This is a genomic window from Roseateles rivi (assembly GCF_043555845.1).
GTDB lineage: Bacteria > Pseudomonadota > Gammaproteobacteria > Burkholderiales > Burkholderiaceae_C > Roseateles > Roseateles rivi.
In genome coordinates this window covers 441,167-457,832 of sequence record NZ_JBIGHZ010000002.1, presented here as the reverse complement: position 1 = coordinate 457,832, position 16,666 = coordinate 441,167, and the positions used below count along the sequence as shown (strand labels likewise).

18 protein-coding genes are annotated in these 16,666 nt (G+C 68.6%); 17 read left to right on the top strand and 1 reads right to left on the bottom strand.

Going from position 1 to position 16,666, the window contains the following annotated elements; genetic code table 11:
• Positions 1-2: 2 nt before the first annotated feature.
• On the bottom strand, positions 3-938 hold the full coding sequence (locus tag ACG0Z6_RS06110) for a LysR family transcriptional regulator (protein WP_394459517.1): 936 nt from the start codon (positions 936-938) through the stop codon (positions 3-5).
• Positions 939-1,182: 244 nt separating this feature from the next.
• On the opposite strand from ACG0Z6_RS06110, the gene ACG0Z6_RS06105 reads away from it, so the two are divergent.
• The 17 genes from ACG0Z6_RS06105 (at position 1,183) to ACG0Z6_RS06025 (ending at position 16,666) form a co-directional block, all read left to right on the top strand.
• A complete protein-coding gene (locus ACG0Z6_RS06105; RefSeq protein ID WP_394459515.1) occupies positions 1,183-2,661 on the top strand; it encodes a form I ribulose bisphosphate carboxylase large subunit in 1,479 nt (492 codons plus the stop codon).
• A gap of 11 nt (positions 2,662-2,672) precedes the next feature.
• Complete coding sequence (locus ACG0Z6_RS06100; RefSeq protein WP_394459513.1) at positions 2,673-3,119, top strand: ribulose bisphosphate carboxylase small subunit; 447 nt, start codon at positions 2,673-2,675, stop codon at positions 3,117-3,119.
• 14 nt (positions 3,120-3,133) lie between these two features.
• A complete protein-coding gene (gene cbbX / locus ACG0Z6_RS06095) occupies positions 3,134-4,108 on the top strand; it encodes a CbbX protein (RefSeq protein WP_394459510.1) in 975 nt (324 codons plus the stop codon).
• A 5-nt stretch (positions 4,109-4,113) separates the two neighbouring features.
• Positions 4,114-5,190, top strand: coding sequence for a class 1 fructose-bisphosphatase (locus ACG0Z6_RS06090; protein ID WP_394459990.1), 1,077 nt, complete (start codon positions 4,114-4,116; stop codon positions 5,188-5,190).
• Between the two features lie 29 nt (positions 5,191-5,219).
• Positions 5,220-6,098 carry a phosphoribulokinase gene (locus ACG0Z6_RS06085; RefSeq protein ID WP_394459507.1) on the top strand — a complete coding sequence of 293 codons (879 nt, stop codon included), beginning with the start codon at positions 5,220-5,222 and terminating at the stop codon, positions 6,096-6,098.
• A 40-nt stretch (positions 6,099-6,138) separates the two neighbouring features.
• Positions 6,139-8,217 carry a transketolase gene (gene tkt, locus ACG0Z6_RS06080; protein ID WP_394459505.1) on the top strand — a complete coding sequence of 693 codons (2,079 nt, stop codon included), beginning with the start codon at positions 6,139-6,141 and terminating at the stop codon, positions 8,215-8,217.
• A 37-nt stretch (positions 8,218-8,254) separates the two neighbouring features.
• Positions 8,255-9,295 (top strand): class II fructose-bisphosphate aldolase, encoded by a 1,041-nt coding sequence (gene fba / locus ACG0Z6_RS06075; RefSeq protein WP_394459503.1) that lies wholly within the window; start codon positions 8,255-8,257, stop codon positions 9,293-9,295.
• A gap of 83 nt (positions 9,296-9,378) precedes the next feature.
• Positions 9,379-9,708, top strand: a complete 330-nt coding sequence (locus ACG0Z6_RS06070; RefSeq protein ID WP_394459501.1) for a type II toxin-antitoxin system PrlF family antitoxin — start codon at positions 9,379-9,381, stop codon at positions 9,706-9,708.
• Positions 9,705-10,199 carry a type II toxin-antitoxin system YhaV family toxin gene (locus tag ACG0Z6_RS06065; protein ID WP_394459499.1) on the top strand — a complete coding sequence of 165 codons (495 nt, stop codon included), beginning with the start codon at positions 9,705-9,707 and terminating at the stop codon, positions 10,197-10,199. The genes ACG0Z6_RS06070 and ACG0Z6_RS06065 overlap by 4 nt, the downstream gene beginning before the upstream one ends.
• A gap of 297 nt (positions 10,200-10,496) precedes the next feature.
• On the top strand, positions 10,497-11,117 hold the full coding sequence (locus tag ACG0Z6_RS06060; RefSeq protein WP_394459497.1) for an acyl-homoserine-lactone synthase: 621 nt from the start codon (positions 10,497-10,499) through the stop codon (positions 11,115-11,117).
• On the top strand, positions 11,110-12,030 hold the full coding sequence (locus ACG0Z6_RS06055) for a carbon-nitrogen hydrolase family protein (protein ID WP_394459495.1): 921 nt from the start codon (positions 11,110-11,112) through the stop codon (positions 12,028-12,030). Before ACG0Z6_RS06060 ends, ACG0Z6_RS06055 begins: the two co-directional genes overlap by 8 nt.
• 1 nt (position 12,031) lies before the next feature.
• The gene (locus ACG0Z6_RS06050) at positions 12,032-12,826 is read left to right on the top strand and encodes an ABC transporter permease (protein ID WP_394459493.1); all 795 of its coding nucleotides are present in this window, start codon (positions 12,032-12,034) and stop codon (positions 12,824-12,826) included.
• Positions 12,795-13,520, top strand: coding sequence for an ATP-binding cassette domain-containing protein (locus tag ACG0Z6_RS06045; RefSeq protein ID WP_394459491.1), 726 nt, complete (start codon positions 12,795-12,797; stop codon positions 13,518-13,520). The genes ACG0Z6_RS06050 and ACG0Z6_RS06045 overlap by 32 nt, the downstream gene beginning before the upstream one ends.
• Complete coding sequence (locus ACG0Z6_RS06040; RefSeq protein ID WP_394459489.1) at positions 13,517-14,833, top strand: coproporphyrinogen-III oxidase family protein; 1,317 nt, start codon at positions 13,517-13,519, stop codon at positions 14,831-14,833. Before ACG0Z6_RS06045 ends, ACG0Z6_RS06040 begins: the two co-directional genes overlap by 4 nt.
• Before the next feature lie 52 nt (positions 14,834-14,885).
• Complete coding sequence (locus ACG0Z6_RS06035) at positions 14,886-15,602, top strand: class I SAM-dependent methyltransferase (RefSeq protein ID WP_394459487.1); 717 nt, start codon at positions 14,886-14,888, stop codon at positions 15,600-15,602.
• A gap of 9 nt (positions 15,603-15,611) precedes the next feature.
• On the top strand, positions 15,612-15,824 hold the full coding sequence (locus tag ACG0Z6_RS06030) for a hypothetical protein (RefSeq protein WP_394459485.1): 213 nt from the start codon (positions 15,612-15,614) through the stop codon (positions 15,822-15,824).
• Positions 15,809-16,666, top strand: a complete 858-nt coding sequence (locus ACG0Z6_RS06025; protein ID WP_394459483.1) for a carbon-nitrogen hydrolase family protein — start codon at positions 15,809-15,811, stop codon at positions 16,664-16,666. The genes ACG0Z6_RS06030 and ACG0Z6_RS06025 overlap by 16 nt, the downstream gene beginning before the upstream one ends.

The following is a 16,666-nucleotide window of genomic DNA, read 5'->3' as shown; positions in this document are numbered from 1 at the left end:
ACTCAAGGCGTGGGGGCCGCATCAGCGTCGCCAAACATGGCCGCCAAGGCGGCCTCGCCACGCTCCAGCATGAAGTAGCGCAGCGCTTCGGCGGCCGGGGCGAGGTGTTTGGCCGCCGTGTGCACCACATGCCAGCGCCGCTGCAGCGGCAGGCCTTCCACATGGGGCGCGGCCAGCAGGCCGTGGCGCAGCTCCAGGCCTATGGTGTGCAGCGACACCAGGCTCACGCCCAGGCCGGCCATGACGGCTTGTTTGATGGCTTCGGTGGAGTCCATCTCCATCACAAACATGGGCTGCAGGCGGTAGCGCTCCAGGTACTCCATGAGCGCGGCGCGTGTGCCCGAGCCCGCTTCGCGCACGATGAAGGGCTCGTGCGCCAGCAGCGCCGCGCTCACGCCCTCCATGCGTGCAAAGGGGTGTTGCGGCGCGGTGATGAGCCCGTGCGGGTGCAGGGCAAAGGGCTCGGCGCGGCAGGCAAAGGCGGGCGGGGCGCGGCCCATGATGGCCAGGTCCACCTCGTTGGCGGCCATGAGCTGCGCGAGCTGCTCGCGGTTGCCCAGGCGCAGGCGCAAATCCACGGCGGGGTGCTCGGCGTGGAACTGCGCCAGCAGCGGCGGCACAAAGTATTTGGCCGAGCTGACCATGCCCACATTGAGCACGCCCGACTCCACGCGTGTGAAGCGCGCCATGGCGTCCTCGGCCTCCTTGAGCGTGGCCAGCAAGCGCCGCGCGTAGACAAGAAAGTACTCGCCCGCGGTGGACAGGCTCAGGCGGCGGCCGCTGCGGTCAAACAGCGCCAGCCCGACCTGGCGCTCCAGCTCCTTGATCTGCATGGACACGGCCGGTGGCGTGAGGTGCAAGGACTCGGCCGCACGCTGCACGCTGCCCAGGCGAGCCACCTGCACAAACACGCGCAGCTGACGAAAGCTCAGATGCATAGGGTCTCCCCATCCCCCCGTGAACACGGGGCCTTGTGCGCGCTGGCCCACACTGCGTTGGTGCGGCAAACGGCATGTGGCTTTCCACCCTGGTGGGCACTGTGAGTGCTGGGCTGGCACTTCGGCCCATGCTTAAGCAAGTGCTGAACTCAAAGCCAAATATCTTTGACTATCCCTGACTTGTCCAGCTCCCTAGAGTCGGTGCCACACCCCTGCACCACCTCTTGCCCCCAAGGAGCTGCCGATGACCCCGCCTCTTGACCGCGCCGCCGCAGACGCCCCCATCACCGACCAGAAGCAGCGCTACAGCGCCGGTGTTTTGAAGTACCGCCAGATGGGCTACTGGGACCCCGACTACGTGGTGAAGGACACCGACACGCTGTGCCTGTTTCGCATCACGCCGCAAGAAGGGGTGGACCCCATCGAGGCCGCCGCGGCCGTGGCCGGTGAAAGCTCCACCGCCACCTGGACGGTGGTGTGGACCGACCGCCTCACCGCCTGCGACAGCTACCGCGCCAAGGCCTACAAGGTCGAGCCCGTGCCGGGCCAGCCCGGGCAGTACTTCGCCTGGGTGGCCTACGACATCATCCTCTTCGAAGAAGGCTCCATCGCCAACATCACGGCCAGCCTGATCGGCAATGTGTTCAGCTTCAAGCCGCTCAAGGCCGCACGGCTGGAAGACATCCGCATGCCCGTGGCCCTGGTCAAAACCTTCAAGGGCCCGCCCACCGGCCTGGTGGTGGAGCGCGAGCGGCTCGACAAATTCGGCCGCCCGCTGCTGGGGGCCACCACCAAGCCCAAGCTCGGACTCTCGGGCCGCAACTACGGCCGCGTGATTTACGAAGGCTTGAAGGGCGGGCTGGACTTCATGAAGGACGACGAGAACATCAACTCCCAGCCCTTCATGCACTGGCGCGACCGCTTCTTGTACGTGATGGAGGCCGTGAACAAAGCCAGCGCTGCCACCGGCGAGGTCAAAGGCAGCTACCTCAACATCACCGCCGCCACCATGGAGGACATGTACGAGCGCGCCGAGTTCGCCAAAAGCCTGGGCAGCGTGATCGTGATGGTGGACTTGATCGTGGGCTGGACGGCCATTCAGAGCATGTCCAACTGGTGCCGCAAGAACGACATGCTGCTGCACATGCACCGCGCCGGGCACGGCACCTACACGCGACAGAAGAACCACGGCGTGTCCTTCCGCGTCATTGCCAAGTGGCTGCGCCTGGCCGGGGTGGACCACCTGCACACCGGCACGGCCGTGGGCAAGCTCGAAGGCGACCCGCTGACCGTGCAGGGCTACTACAACGTCTGCCGCGACGCCGTGACGCGTGTGGACCTGCCGCGCGGCCTGTTCTTCGAGCAGGACTGGGCCGACCTGCGCAAGGTCATGCCCGTGGCCAGCGGCGGCATCCACGCCGGGCAGATGCACCAGCTCATCGACCTCTTCGGTGAAGACGTGGTGCTGCAGTTCGGCGGCGGCACCATCGGCCACCCCGCCGGCATACAGGCCGGTGCCGTGGCCAACCGCGTGGCCCTGGAAGCCATGATCAAAGCGCGCAACGAAGGCCGCGACCTGCTGCGCGAAGGCCCCGATGTGCTGCAAACCGCCGCGCGCTTTTGCACCCCACTGCGCCAGGCGCTGGAGACCTGGAAGGACGTGTCCTTCAACTACGCCAGCACCGACACCAGCGACTACGCCACCACGCCCACTGTGGCTTGAGGAGCCCCACCATGATGAGCAACCCCGCCGGCCGCATCACGCAAGGCCAGTTCTCCTTCCTGCCCGATCTCAGCGACGCCGAGATCACGCTGCAAATCGCCTACGGCCTCAAGCGAGGCTATGCCTGGAGCATCGAATACACCGACGACCCCCACCCGCGCAACACCTACTGGGAGATGTACAGCAGCCCCATGTTCGACCTGCAAGACGCCGCCGGCGTGCTGGCCGAGCTGCGCGAGTGCCGCAAGACCTTTGCCCAGCACTACATCCGCCTCATGGCCTTTGATTCCACACGCGGCGTGGAGAGCATTGCCATGAGCTTCATCGTCAACCGCCCGGCGCGCGAACCCGGCTTTGCGCTGCTGCGCCAGGAATGCGACGGCCGCATGGTGCGCGCCACCGTGCAGGGCTACGCCGCCCAGCAGCCCGAGGGCGAGCGCTACGGCGCGCAAGGGTAAGACAGAGCGCCGCCATGAACACACCGCTCTACCGCATTCCCGGCAGCCCTGCGCCCGGGCCTGAGCACGCGCCCGAGGGCACGGCTGCGGCCGCACCGCCGCCGCGCACCGTGGCCGAGGTGCTGGCCACAAGCCAGGTGCAGGAGGTGCTGCAGGAGCTGGAGGACGGGCTCGTCGGCCTGGCCCCCGTCAAGCAGCGCGTGCGCGACATTGCCGCACTGCTGGTGGTGGAGCGGCTGCGCGCCGCCCACGGCCTGGCCGCGCACAACCCCACGCTGCACATGAGCTTCACCGGCAACCCCGGCACGGGCAAGACCACGGTGGCGCTGCGCATGGCCCACATCCTGCACCGGCTGGGCTATGTGCGCCGCCCCGAGGTGGTGAGCGTGACGCGCGACGACCTGGTGGGCCAGTACATCGGCCACACCGCGCCCAAGACCAAAGAGGTGCTGAAAAAGGCCATGGGCGGTGTGCTCTTCATCGACGAGGCCTACTACCTCTACCGCCCCGACAACGAGCGCGACTACGGGCAGGAGTCCATCGAAATCCTCTTGCAGGTGATGGAAAACCAGCGCGAGGACTTGGTGGTCATCCTGGCCGGTTACGCCGACCGCATGGAGACTTTTTTCCAGAGCAACCCGGGCCTGCGCTCGCGCATTGCCCACCACCTGGACTTCCCCGACTACAGCGCGCCGGAGCTGATCGAGATTGCCGAGCGCCTGCTGCAAGAACAGCACTACCGCTTTGACGAGGGCGCTCGCCTGGCCTTTGACGACTACCTGGCGCACCGCATGCGCCAGCCCCACTTTGCCAACGCACGCAGCGTGCGCAACGCGCTGGAGCGCGCGCGGCTGCGCCAGGCCTCGCGCCTGTTCCAGGAGCGCGAGCGCGAGCTCGACGCCCACACCCTGAGCACCCTGCAGGCCGAGGACATACGCGCCAGCCGCGTCTTCGAGCTGCCCACCCCCAGCACCCGGAGGCAACCATGATGCCCTTGAGCGAAGGCCGCACCACCCTCTCCAAATTCCTCATCGAGCAGCTGCGCGAACACCCCGAGGGCGCGGACCTGGGCGCGCTGCTGGTGGACGTGGCCGCCGCCGTCAAAAGCATTGCCGCCATGACGGCCAAGGGCGCGCTGGGCGGTTTTCTGGGCGCGCTGGAGCACACCAATGTGCAGGGCGAGCAGCAGAAAAAACTCGATGTGCTGGCCGACGAGGCCGTGCAGCGCGCCTGCGACTGGGGCGGCCAGCTCGCGGGCCTGGTGTCGGAGGAGCACGAAGCCCCCCTGCCCCTGGCGCAGACCGACGCCACGCGCCGCGGCGCGCTGCTGCTGGTCTACGACCCGCTGGACGGCAGCTCCAACACCGATGTCAACGGCGCGGTGGGCACCATTTTTTCGGTGCTGCGCCACAGCGCGGGCACGCCGGTGGTGGCGCAGGACTTTTTGCAAAGCGGCACGCAGCAAGTGGCCGCGGGCTATGCGCTCTACGGCGCCTCCACCATGCTGGTGCTCACCGTGGGCCAGGGCACGCACGGCTTCACGCTGGACCGCGAGGTGGGCAACTTCATCCTCACCCACGCCCACCTGCGCATCCCCGAAGACAGCAGCGAGTACGCCATCAACGCCAGCAACGCGCGCTTTTGGGAGCCGCCCGTGCACCGCTATGTGAGCGAGTGCCAGGCCGGGCGCAGCGGCGTGCGCGAGCGCGACTTCAATATGCGCTGGATTGCCGCCTTCGTGGCCGAGGTGCACCGCATCCTCATGCGCGGCGGCGTGTTTCTCTACCCCAAGGATGGGCGAGACCCCGCCAAGCCCGGCCGCCTGCGCCTGCTCTACGAGGCCAACCCCATGGCCTGGCTGGTGGAGCAAGCCGGTGGCGCGGCCAGCACCGGGCGCGGCCGCCTGCTGGAGCTGGCGCCCAGCGCGCTGCACCAGCGCGTGCCGGTGATTCTGGGCTCGCGCCAGGAGGTGCAGCGCCTGGAGCGCTACCACCGCGAGCACGACGCCGGCGCCGACCAGCCCTTTGTCTCCCCCCTCTTCAACGAGCGCTCGCTGTTTGCGCGCTCCTGAACCCACCGCGCACCCCAAGAGTCCACACCATGTCTCAACGCCACCCCATCATCGCCGTCACAGGCAGCTCAGGCGCCGGCACCACCACGGTGATGAAAAGCTTTGCCCACATCTTCCGCCGCGAAGGGCTGCGCGCCCAGGTCATCGAGGGCGACGCTTTTCACCGCTACAACCGCGTGGAAATGCGCGAGCGCGTGCGCGCCGCCGATGCCCGTGAGGGCCCGCCCATCAGCCACTTCGGGCCCGAGAGCAATCTGCTGGCCGAGCTGGACCAGACCTTTGCCACCTATGCCGAGAGCGGCGGCGGCCAGGTGCGCCGCTACATCCACGACGCCGCCGAGGCTGCCGAGCTGGGCGGCGCGCCGGGCACCTTCACCGACTGGTCGCCCATGGCCGCGGGCAGCGACCTGCTGTTCTACGAAGGCCTGCACGGCGGCTATGTGGGCGAGGACGGCGTGGACGTGGCGCGCCACGTCGACCTGCTCGTGGGCGTGGTGCCCATCATCAACCTGGAATGGATACAGAAGCTGCACCGCGACCAGCACCTGCGCGGCTACAGCCAGGAGGCGGTGGTGGAGACGATTCTGCGGCGCATGCCCGACTACGTGAACCACATCTGCCCGCAGTTCAGCCGCACGCATGTGAACTTCCAGCGCGTGCCCACGGTGGACACCTCCAACCCCTTCATCGCCAAAGACATCCCCAGCGCCGACGAGTCCATGGTGGTGATCCGCTTTGCCAACCCCAAGGGCATCGACTTCCCCTACCTGCTGTCCATGCTGCATGACTCGTGGATGAGCCGCCCCAACAACATCGTCGTGCCCGGCGGAAAGATGGGCCTGGCCATGCAGCTGATCTTCACGCCCATGATCCTGCGCCTCATGGACCAAAAGCGCCGCAGCCCCTGACGCGCCCGCCCCCACGCCCCACCGCCACCGGAGACCCGCCATGCCCCACCCCGACGCCTGCCCCGCGCTGGACACCCCGCTGCTGCAGCACATGGCCAGCGCGCTGCGCGTGCTCTCGGCCGATATGGTCGAGCAAGCCAACAGCGGCCACCCCGGCGCCCCGCTGGGCATGGCCGACATGGCCACCGTGCTGTGGGCGCGCTGGCTGCGCCACAACCCCACGCACCCCCAGTGGCCCAACCGCGACCGCTTTGTGCTCTCCAACGGCCACGCCAGCGCGCTGCTCTACGCGCTCTTGCACCTCAGCGGCTATGCCTTGCCGCAAGCGGCGCTGCGCGAGTTCCGGCAATGGGGCAGCGCCACCCCCGGCCACCCCGAGGTGGGCCACACCCCCGGCGTGGAAACCACCACCGGCCCGCTGGGCCAGGGCCTGGCCAATGCCGTGGGCATGGCGCTGGCCGAGCAGCTGCTGGCGCGCGAATTCAACCGCCCCGGCTATGAACTCATCGACCACCGCACCTACGCCTTTGTGGGCGACGGCTGCCTCATGGAGGGCATCAGCCAGGAGGTGATTTCGCTGGCGGGCACGCTGCGCCTGGCCAAGCTCACCGTGCTTTATGACGACAACGGCATCAGCATCGACGGCGCCGTGCGCGACTGGTTTGCCGACGACACCGCCACGCGCTTTCGCGCCTGCGGCTGGCGCGTCATCGGCCCCATCGACGGGCACGACCTGCGCGCCATCGACGCCGCCCTGGCCGCCGCCAAAGCAGGCAGCCACAACGGCGCGGGCCCGGCCCTCATCATCTGCCGCACCAGCATTGGCAAAGGCGCCGTGGGGCGCGAAGGCACGGCCGAGGTGCATGGCGCGCCGCTGGGCCCCTCGGGCGTGGCCGCGCTGCGCCAGCAGCTGGACTGGCCGCACCCGCCTTTTGAGGTGCCCGAGCCGCTGCGCGCCAGCTGGAGTGCCGCCGAGCTGGGCAGCGCGCGCGAACGCGCCTGGCGCCAGCGCTTTGAGGCCTACAACCAGCAGCACCCGGCGCTGGCCCTGGAGCTGCAGCGGCGCTGGGCCGGAGGGCTGCCACAGCAGTTTGAGGCGCGCGTTCAAGCCGCCGTGCAAGCCCTGGTGCAGGCCAACGCCAAGCCCCTGGCCACGCGCCGCGCCTCGCAGCTGGTGCTGGACGCGCTGGCCCCCGCCCTGCCCGAGCTGCTGGGCGGCAGCGCCGACCTGACGGGCTCCAACCTCACCGACTTCCAGGGCCACCGCCGCTGCACGCCCGCCAACCTCAGCAGCAGCGCGGGCAACTACCTCAGCTACGGCGTGCGCGAGTTCGGCATGGCCGCCGTCATGAACGGTGTGGCCCTGCACGGCGCGCACATTCCCTACGGCGGCACCTTTTTGGTGTTCAGCGACTACAGCCGCAATGCCATCCGCATGGCCGCGCTGATGAAGCAGCGCGTCATCCACGTCTTCACCCACGACAGCCTGGCCCTGGGCGAGGACGGCCCCACGCACCAGCCGATTGAACAGCTGGCCTCGCTGCGCCTCATCCCTGAGCTGCAGGTCTGGCGCCCCGCCGACGGGCTGGAGTGCGCCGTGGCCTGGGGCGCGGCCCTGGCGCGGCGCGATGGGCCGAGCTGCCTGGTGCTCTCGCGCCAGGCCCTGCCCGCCGTGGCCCAGCCCCACCACGCCGCCGCCGCCCAGCGCGGGGGCTATGTGCTGCGCGAGGCCGAACCCGGCCACCGCCTGCGCGGCGTCATCCTGGCCACGGGCTCGGAAGTGGCGCTGGCCCTGCAGGCCCAGGCCCAGTTGTTGAACGAGCACCAGCTGGCCGTGCGCGTGGTCTCCATGCCCTGCACCCAGGTCTTTGACGCGCAAGACCGCGCCTGGCAAGACAGCGTGCTGCCCCCCACCCTGCCCACCGTGGCCGTGGAAGCCGGCCACCCCGAGGGCTGGTGGCGCTATGTCGGCCGCAGCGGCGCCGTGCTGGGCGTGGCGCGCTTTGGCGCCAGCGCTCCGGGTGCGCGGCTGCTGCAGGAATACGGCTTCACCGCCGAGGCGCTGGTGACCTTGGTGCGCCAGCGCGTGGCCGCCGCCAGCACCTTCGTCAACGACTGACCCCCACCCCGCTCAAGCACTTCACGAAAGCCCCACCATGGCCATGATCGCCCTGCGCCAGCTGCTGGACCACGCCGCCGAACACGGCTACGGCGTGCCCGCCTTCAACGTCAACAACATGGAACAGATCCACGCCATCATGCAAGCCGCCGCGGCCTGCGATGCGCCCGTCATCCTGCAAGCCAGCGCCGGTGCGCGCAAATACGCGGGCGAGCCCTTCCTGCGCCGCATGGTGCAAGCCGCCGTGGAGCAATACCCCCAGCTGCCCGTGTGCCTGCACCAGGACCACGGCGCCTCGCCCGCCGTGTGCGCGCAAGCCCTGCGCAGCGGCTTTACCAGCGTGATGATGGACGGCTCCCTGCTGGCCGACCAGAAAACCCCCGCCAGCTACGACTACAACGTGGACGTGACGCGCCGCACCGTGGACATGGCCCACGCCGTGGGCGTGAGCGTGGAGGGCGAGCTGGGCTGCCTGGGCAGCCTGGAGAGCGGCCAGGCCGGTGAAGAAGACGGCGTGGGCGCCAGCGGCACCCTCAGCCACGAGCAGCTGCTCACCGACCCCGCCCAGGCCCGCGCCTTCGTCGAGGCCACTGGCGTGGACGCCCTGGCCATCGCCATCGGCACCAGCCACGGCGCCTACAAATTCAGCCGCCCCCCCACCGGCGAGACCCTGGCCATGCAGCGCATTGCCGACATCCACGCCGCCCTGCCCAACACCCACCTGGTCATGCACGGCAGCTCCAGCGTGCCGCAGCAATGGCTGGCCGTGATCCGCGAATTCGGCGGCCAAATCCGCGAAACCTACGGCGTGCCCGTGGAGGAAATCCAGCGCGGCATCCGCCTGGGCGTGCGCAAAATCAATATCGACACCGACATCCGCCTGGCCATGACCGGCGCCATGCGCCAACTCATGGCGCAAAAGCCCGAGGAATTCGACCCCCGCGCCTTCTTCAAAGCCGCCACCGCCGCCGCCCAGCAACTCTGCCGCGAACGCTTCGAAGCCTTCGGCTGCGCCGCCCAAGCCTCGCGCATCAAACCCTTGCCCCTGAGCGCACTGGCACAGCGCTATGCGGCGTGAGGGGGGAATGCCGCCGCATTGACACGGCAATGCAATTGCATTACCGTGCCCAGCCATCGACCGCTTTTGCCCCGGAGAGCGCCATGGCTGCCACCCTCGAAGCCGAATCCACACTGACTGACCGCTACCAAACCACGGTCCCGGAGACCGTGCGCCGGGCCCTCCAGCTGGGCAAGCGCGACAAGATCCACTACACCATTCGTCCCGGCGGTGAGGTCGTGCTGTCGCGCGCCGAGCCCACCCAGCCCGCCGATCCGGTGCTGGGCGCCTTCCTGGGTTTTTTGGCCCAGGACATCGCCCAGCATCCCGAGCGCCTGCAGGCCATAGACGCCAGCCTTGTGCAGCGCCTGCAGGCCCTGAGCGAGGGCGTCGACATCGATCTTGACGCCGCCTTGTCGGCAGACGATGAATGAGCACGGGCCAGCCCGCCGCACTGCTCATTCACGGCTGGACTGTTTTTGCCCACCCCCTGTTTCTGGCGCAGCTCGAAGCGCTGGCCCAGCAGGTGCAGTCCCACCGGAGCAAAGACCCCATCGGGTACGTGAAGAAAAACGCCAGCAAGCGCCTGGCAGCCATCACCAAGCTGGCGTTTGACGTCATCCCGCAAGACCCCACACGGCCCGAGTACCGCCAAGGCAAGACCCTCGGTGAGGAACACAAGCACTGGCTGCGCGCCAAGTTCTTCCAGCAGTACCGCTTGTTCTTCCGCTACCACGCGCAAGCCAAGGTCATCGTGTTCGCCTGGGTCAATGACGAAGACACCAAGCGCGCCTACGACAGCAGCGACGACGCCTACCGGGTGTTCCGCAACATGCTCCAAAGCGGCCACCCACCCGACGACTGGAACCAACTGCTGACCGAAGCCCGCACCCAAGGGCCGCGGCTAAGGCAACTTGCCCCCTAAGGCCCCCCACGGAAGCCCTTGAAACCCGCTCAGACATCCGGCAGGCCGATATCGCAGCAAGCCCGGCAGAGGTTTTCGCGGCCCTGAGCGATCCGGCGCGCATCGCCAGATGGTGGGGGCCAGCGGGCGGTTTAGGCCCACCGACTTGAATACCAAACACCTGGCTCCCCTGAATCCACCCCCACCCCCGCTCCCCCAACTCCTAGGGGGTTAGAGCCCCAACCTACCAAGATTTGTAGTTCCGGCGACGCTGGGGATGCGCGCCAATGACCGCAAACACAGGGTTGGGAGACGATCATGCGGCTGCGGTGTGGAACACGGCACGACTTGGGCGCGGAGCGTTTTGAGGCTTTGGCGCGCTACCGCTACGAGGTGTTTGTGCAGCGCCTGGGCTGGCCGCTGCAGTGCCCGGTGGGGCGGGAGCTGGACCAGTACGACCGCGACGATGTGCTGTACGTGCTGGGTGAGGACGAGCACGGGCGCATCGTGGGGGCGGCGCGCTTGCTGCCCAGCACGCGGCCTTACATGCTGCAGGAGGTGTTTGCGCACCTGCTGGGTGAGGCGGGGGCGCCGTGCAGCGCGGCGGTGTGGGAGCTTTCGCGCTTTGCGGCCGAGGGCTTTGACATGGCGCAGCGCGGGGCGGCGGCGTTTGCACTCTCGCCGCTGACGATGACGCTGCTCAAAGCGGCCATGCGCACGGTGGCACCGCGCGGGGCGCAGCAGTTGCTAACGGTGTCGCCCCTGGGCATTGGGCGGCTGTTGCGCCGCAGCGGGCTGCAGGTGCAGCAGCTGGGGCCGGCGGCGCGCATTGGCACGGAGTTGTTTGGCGGCTTTGCCATCACGCTGCCGCAAACCTTCCCGGTGCCGGTGCTGGCCGAGCTGGCAGGCATGCCGGTGCGGGAGCTGGCCCATGGCTGAGAACGTGTTCAAGCTCACCGAACGCGCCATGCGCCCGCTCACGCGGTTGTTTGCGGGGCGGCCCACGCGCGTGGCGGTGCTGCAAATGCGCCTGCACCACAACCAGCGCAGCCGCAATCTGGACACCGTGCTGCAGGGCATGACGCAGGCCGCCGCGGCCGGGGTGGACCTGCTGTGCCTGCCCGCGGCGTGCTGCACGGGTTTGAACTTCCCCTCGCTCAAGCGCGATGCCGAGCCCCTGGACGGGCCGCTGCTGACGCAGCTGCGCGAGGCCGCACAGCGCCTGGGCCTGATGCTGGTGCTGGGCCTGCTGGAGCGGGGCGAGGGCGAGCTGGCCGGGCAGATTTTCGACAGCGCCGTGTGCATAGGCGCGGACGGCGCGCTGCTGGGCGTGTACCGGCGGCGCTGCCTGTGGTCGGGCGAGCGCGCCTACCTCAGCGCGGGCAGTGCCACGCCGCAGCTCATCCAGACGCCCTGGGGGCGGCTGGGCCTGTTGGTGAGCTACGACCTGCGCTTCCCCGAAGCCTGGCGGCCTTACTACCTGCAGGAGGCCGATGTGATTGTGTGCGTGGCCAATCTGTTCACGCGCTACAGCCACGCCGTGCCCACGCTGGTGCGGGCGCGCGCCGCCGAGTGCTCCTGCTATGTGGTGCTGGCCAGCTGCGTGGGCGAAAACGGTTTTGCCATGCTGGACTACCTGGGCGGCAGCATGGTGGTGGACGGCTGCGTGATGGAGGCCAGCAGCGACGCGCTGCGCGATGTGCTGGCCGCCGCCCCGCCAGGCCCCACCGAACAGATGCTGCAAGCCGAGCTCTACATGCGCCAGCGCGCACAGCGTGCTGCGCAGCTGCCGTATCTGGAGGACTACCTGCAGCAATGGGCCGACACCGCCCCCGGCGCGGAGGTGGCCTGAGATGAGCGCGCGCCGGGCCACCACCCTGGGCGCGCGCAGCGACGCCGCGCTGTGGCTGCTGGACGTGTGGCGCCAAGTCTATTGGGACATGGTGCAGTTCTTCCGCTACCGCCTCATCGTGGCCTCCACGCTGCTGACCTCGGTGTCCATGGTGCTGGCCTTTGGCTGGGGCGCCACGGCCGTGCCCGCGCCACCGGGCTACAGCGGCAGCTATTTCGACTATGTCTTTCCCGGCATCTTGGCCGTGGGGGTGATGTTCAGCTGCACCTACACGCTGGGCTATGCGGTGATCGTGGACTTCAACCGCCGCGCCATCGAGGACGTGGTGCTCTCGCCCCTGTCCTACAGCGGCTTTGTGCTGGCGCGGCTGCTGGGCATGACGCTCAAGTGCGCGCTGCAGTTTGGCGTGGTGCTCCTGATTGCGGGCCTGGGCTTTGGCGCGCAGCTGGGCTCGCCGCTGTGGCTGGCCCTGGCCTTTGTGCTGAGCTGCCTGTGCTTTGCCGGGCTGGGCGTGGTGTGCGCGGTGCACACCAACGAGATGTCTTTTGCCAGCGTGGTGAACCTGCTGCTGATTCCGCTGACTTACTTCAGCGGCGTGTTCTTCCCCACCGCCAATTTCGGCGCCGCCCATCAGGTGCTGGGGCACGCGCCGCTGGCGCTGCATGTGGCGCTGTTTCGCCGTGCGCTCGAAGGCCAGCCCATGGCCGCCGAGCTGGTGGCCGGGGCGCTGGCCTATGCCTTGCTGGCCATGGGAGTGGCTTTGTATGAATTCAAACGCCGAGTCTTGCGTGGCTGAGGCCGCGCCCACCCGCCAGAGCGTGCCGGTGCTGCAGGCGCGCGGCGTGGGGCTGCGCGTGTCGGCGCAGTTTGCGCTCAGCGGCGTGAGCTTTTCGCTGCAGCGCGGTCAGGCCCTGGCCGTGCGCGGGCGCAATGGCGCGGGCAAGTCCACGCTGCTGCGCGCGCTGGCGGGGCTGTCGCCCCTCACACAGGGCGAGGTCTTGATTGCCGGGCGCCCCTGCCTGGACTGGGCCCACAGCGCGCCGCTGCTGGGCTATGTGGCGCAGCACAAGCAGCTGCCCGAACACCTGACGCTGCGCGACCACGTGCTGCAGCAGCTGGACCTGCGCCGCGCCCCGCGCGCGCTGGCCGCGGAGCTGCTGCAGCAGGCCGATCTGACGGCGCAGGCCAGCGTGCCGGTGACGCGGCTGTCCGGCGGCAACCAGCGCAAGCTGCACATCTTGTGCGCGCTGGTGCACCGCCCGGTGCTGCTGCTGGCCGACGAACCCTGCGCCGGGCTGGACACCGAGTTTGCCCAGCAGGTGCGCGCCTACCTGGCGCGCCTCAAACACAGCTGGGGGCTGGCCATGGTGCTGGCCACCCACGACGAGGACGACGTGGCTGCGCTGGCCGATGCGGTGGCGCAGCTGGACTCGGGCCGCTGGCAAGACCCCACCAGCACCCGCCTCTTGAACCCTGGGAGCCCATCGTGAGCCACAACAGCCTGCCCTTCTGGAAAGACTACCCCGAGCGCGACAACGAATGGGTGCGCCAGTACCCCACGCGCCACCACGCGCTGAGTGAGGCCGATGTCTTCACCACCCAGCCCATGGGCTTTTACATGCACATCCCGTTTTGCAACCGGCTGTGCTTCAGCTGCCCCTACATCAAACACCAGACCGACAAAAGCGTGACGCAGCGCTATGTGGAAGCGCTCAAGCGCGAGATGTCGCTCTACGCCGCGCGGCCCTATGTGCAGGACCACCGCCTGGAGGTGGGCTATATCGGCGGGGGCACGCCCACCGCGCTCAGCAGCGAGCAGCTCACCGAGGTGCTGCGCCACCTGCGCAGCGAGTTCAGCACCCTGCCGGGCATGGAGATCACGGTGGAGTCGACACCGCTAGACATCTCCGAGCACAAGGCGCGCACCCTGCTGGCCGAGGGCGTGAACCGCATCAGCCTGGGCGTGCAGACCTTTGTGGAGCAAGAGCTGGTGGACATCGGCCGCCCGGCCGATGTGGCCATGATCACCGAGGCCATACGCATGCTGCACCGCATTGGCGTGCCGCGCGTGAACATCGACCTCATGCACGGCCTCAACGGCCAGACCATGGACAGCTGGCACCACAGCCTGCAAACCGCCGTGGACCTGGGCGTCTCCAGCATCTCCTTCTACACCTATATGGAGTTTGCGCAGGTCAGCACCAAGCGGCGCAAGCTCCCGCCCGTGCCGCCGCGCGAGCAGGTGGACGAGATGTTTCTCTACGCCGCCGAGTTCCTCACCGGCCAGGGCTATGAGGGCTACTTTGGCGACTGCTTCGCCCTGCCGGGCCAGCGCCCGGACTATGGCGCACGCACCTGGACGGAGGAGTTCCCCATCATCCCGCTGGGGCCCACGGCCACGGGGCATTTGAAGTCGCACTGGTACTTCAACGAGCCCGACATCGAGCGCTATATGCAGCAGGTCAACGCCGGGCAGCTGCCGCTGTCCATGGGCCGCGAAATCAGCGCCGAGGAGCGGCTGCGCCGCGCCGTGGTGCTGGGCATCAAGTCCTCGCGCCTGTCGCGCCAGCGCTATCTGGCGCAGCACGGCGTGGACTTCGCCAAGCTCTTTGCCGACGAGATTGCCACGCTGCAGGCCCAGGGCCTGGTGCGCCTGACCGATGAGGCACTGGAAGTCACCGGCCCCAAGGGCTGGTACTACATGGACAACATCTCCAAGGCCTTTTACTCGCCGCCGCACCGCCGCTACCCGCAGCACCTGGGGGCGGACATCTCGCCCTTCATGCGCATCCAGGCGGCCTAGCGCGCCGCAGCGCCGCCCACCCCAGTTCGTGCCCTAGCCATCGAGGTCAACCATGCCCCACCCCACCGACGCACCGCTGCTGGACCTGCACACCCGCGTGCCCCAGGCCAAGCCCTTTGCCACGCTGGAAGATGTGCGCGCCTATGACTTGGGCATGCGCAAGTCCGCCCTCATGGCCTACCTCAAACCGGCCAAGCGCATCCTGGCGCATTGCACGCCGCACACGCGCCACCTGGTGGAGGTGGGCGTCAACACCGGCGTGCTCTCGCTCTACCTGGGCGCGCGCCTGCCCGAGGCGGCGCTGTCGGGCGTGGAGGAAAACGCCACGCTGCTGGAGGTGGCCGAAGACAACCTCAGCCTGGCGGTGTGGGCGGCCACGCCCGGCGACATCGAGTTCGAACTCGCCAAGCTGCACAAGCTGCCCTTTGCCGACGCCAGCGCCGACCTCATCTACTCCTTCTCCTCGCTGCACCTGTGGAAGAAGCCGGTGGAGACGCTGCAGGAAATTGCCCGCGTGGCCCAGCCCGAATGCCGGGTGCTCATCTTCGACATGAACCGCCAGGCCGAGGAAGGGCACATCACCTTTGTGCTGCAGTTCGTCAAAGAAGGGGCGCGCGAGTTCATGGACTCGCTGCGCGCCTCCTACTGCCCCGAGGAGGTGCGCGAGCTGCTCAAGCAAGCGGGCCTGGCGCACTGGCATGTGTACGAAGACGAGCTGGGCCTGCTCATCGCCTCGCACCCGCAAGACGACCTCAGCCCCGCCGCATGAGCCGCCGCCATGAACACCCCCGTGCGCTGGTACGCGCTGCGCCTGCACCTCAGCCAGGGCTGGAGCGCGCTGGAGAGCGGCCTGCAACACATGGGCCTGCACTGCGGTTTGCAGTACGGCCTGGTGTGGCCCGAGCTGTTCCCGCCATCGCCGCCGCCGCCCGCACCTGCTGCGCAGCCCCACCCTGACACGCCAGACGAGGCCGTATGCAAGTCGCCCTGATTCAACTGGACTGCAAGATCAACCGCGCCAGCGGCAATATGCGGCGCGCCCAGCGCTATGTGGAGCAGGCCGCAGCCCAGGGCGCGGACCTGGTGTGCCTGCCCGAGAGCTTTCTGGCCTCGGGCAATGTGCTGGAGGTGGCCAGCGTGGCCGTCACCCTGCCCGGGCCGGAGCTCGACGAGCTGTGCGCGCTGGCGCGGCGCTGCGGGGTCTACCTGCTGGCCGGGCTGTTCGAGCGCGAGGGCCTCGACTGCTACAGCAGCGCGGTGCTGATCGGGCGCGACGGCCAGCTTTGCGCGCGCTACCGGCGCATGCACTGCTTTGACATGGAGCGCCAATACCTGCGCTGCGGTGACAGCCCTTGCTGCGTGGACACCGAGTTCGGGCGCCTGGGGCTGATTCTGGGCTACGACCTGAACTTCCCCGAGGCCTGCCGCGCGCTCTACCAGCAAGGTGCGGAGCTGCTGTGCTGCCTGGCGCTCATCCCCGAGCAATACGCCTACGTCACGCACGCCCTGCTGCGCGCGCGGGCGATTGAAAACCAGTGCTATGTGCTGTTCGCCTCGGGCGTGGGCGCCAATGTCTACGCGGGCTTCAGCTATATGGGGCGCAGCGCCGTGTGGGCCGACCCGCTCTACCTGGAAGAAGAGCGCTTTGATTTTGTCGACGGCCAGGAGCAGCTGCTGGACATGGGCGCGGCCGAGGGCTGCGCCCTGGTGAGCCTGGCCCCGGAGCGACTGCGCCGCTACCGCCAGACGCGCTCGCTCATGGGCGACACGCGCTGGGAGGCCTACGCCACCCCCACCACCCCCAACGCGCGGCTGGCCGCAGCAGGAGCTTGA

Excerpts from the sequence above, each read along its gene's own strand:
- ACG0Z6_RS06105 (WP_394459515.1), top strand. The coding sequence starts at position 1,183 with ATGACCCCGCCTCTTGACCGCGCCGCCGCAGACGCCCCCATCACCGAC.
- ACG0Z6_RS06070 (WP_394459501.1), top strand. The coding sequence starts at position 9,379 with ATGGCTGCCACCCTCGAAGCCGAATCCACACTGACTGACCGCTACCAA.
- ACG0Z6_RS06110 (WP_394459517.1), bottom strand. The coding sequence starts at position 938 with ATGCATCTGAGCTTTCGTCAGCTGCGCGTGTTTGTGCAGGTGGCTCGC.
- cbbX (WP_394459510.1), top strand. The coding sequence starts at position 3,134 with ATGAACACACCGCTCTACCGCATTCCCGGCAGCCCTGCGCCCGGGCCT.
- ACG0Z6_RS06025 (WP_394459483.1), top strand. The coding sequence starts at position 15,809 with ATGCAAGTCGCCCTGATTCAACTGGACTGCAAGATCAACCGCGCCAGC.
- fba (WP_394459503.1), top strand. The coding sequence starts at position 8,255 with ATGGCCATGATCGCCCTGCGCCAGCTGCTGGACCACGCCGCCGAACAC.
- ACG0Z6_RS06085 (WP_394459507.1), top strand. The coding sequence starts at position 5,220 with ATGTCTCAACGCCACCCCATCATCGCCGTCACAGGCAGCTCAGGCGCC.
- ACG0Z6_RS06100 (WP_394459513.1), top strand. The coding sequence starts at position 2,673 with ATGATGAGCAACCCCGCCGGCCGCATCACGCAAGGCCAGTTCTCCTTC.
- ACG0Z6_RS06060 (WP_394459497.1), top strand. The coding sequence starts at position 10,497 with ATGCGGCTGCGGTGTGGAACACGGCACGACTTGGGCGCGGAGCGTTTT.
- ACG0Z6_RS06045 (WP_394459491.1), top strand. The coding sequence starts at position 12,795 with ATGAATTCAAACGCCGAGTCTTGCGTGGCTGAGGCCGCGCCCACCCGC.
- tkt (WP_394459505.1), top strand. The coding sequence starts at position 6,139 with ATGCCCCACCCCGACGCCTGCCCCGCGCTGGACACCCCGCTGCTGCAG.
- ACG0Z6_RS06055 (WP_394459495.1), top strand. The coding sequence starts at position 11,110 with ATGGCTGAGAACGTGTTCAAGCTCACCGAACGCGCCATGCGCCCGCTC.
- ACG0Z6_RS06035 (WP_394459487.1), top strand. The coding sequence starts at position 14,886 with ATGCCCCACCCCACCGACGCACCGCTGCTGGACCTGCACACCCGCGTG.
- ACG0Z6_RS06050 (WP_394459493.1), top strand. The coding sequence starts at position 12,032 with ATGAGCGCGCGCCGGGCCACCACCCTGGGCGCGCGCAGCGACGCCGCG.
- ACG0Z6_RS06065 (WP_394459499.1), top strand. The coding sequence starts at position 9,705 with ATGAGCACGGGCCAGCCCGCCGCACTGCTCATTCACGGCTGGACTGTT.
- ACG0Z6_RS06030 (WP_394459485.1), top strand. The coding sequence starts at position 15,612 with ATGAACACCCCCGTGCGCTGGTACGCGCTGCGCCTGCACCTCAGCCAG.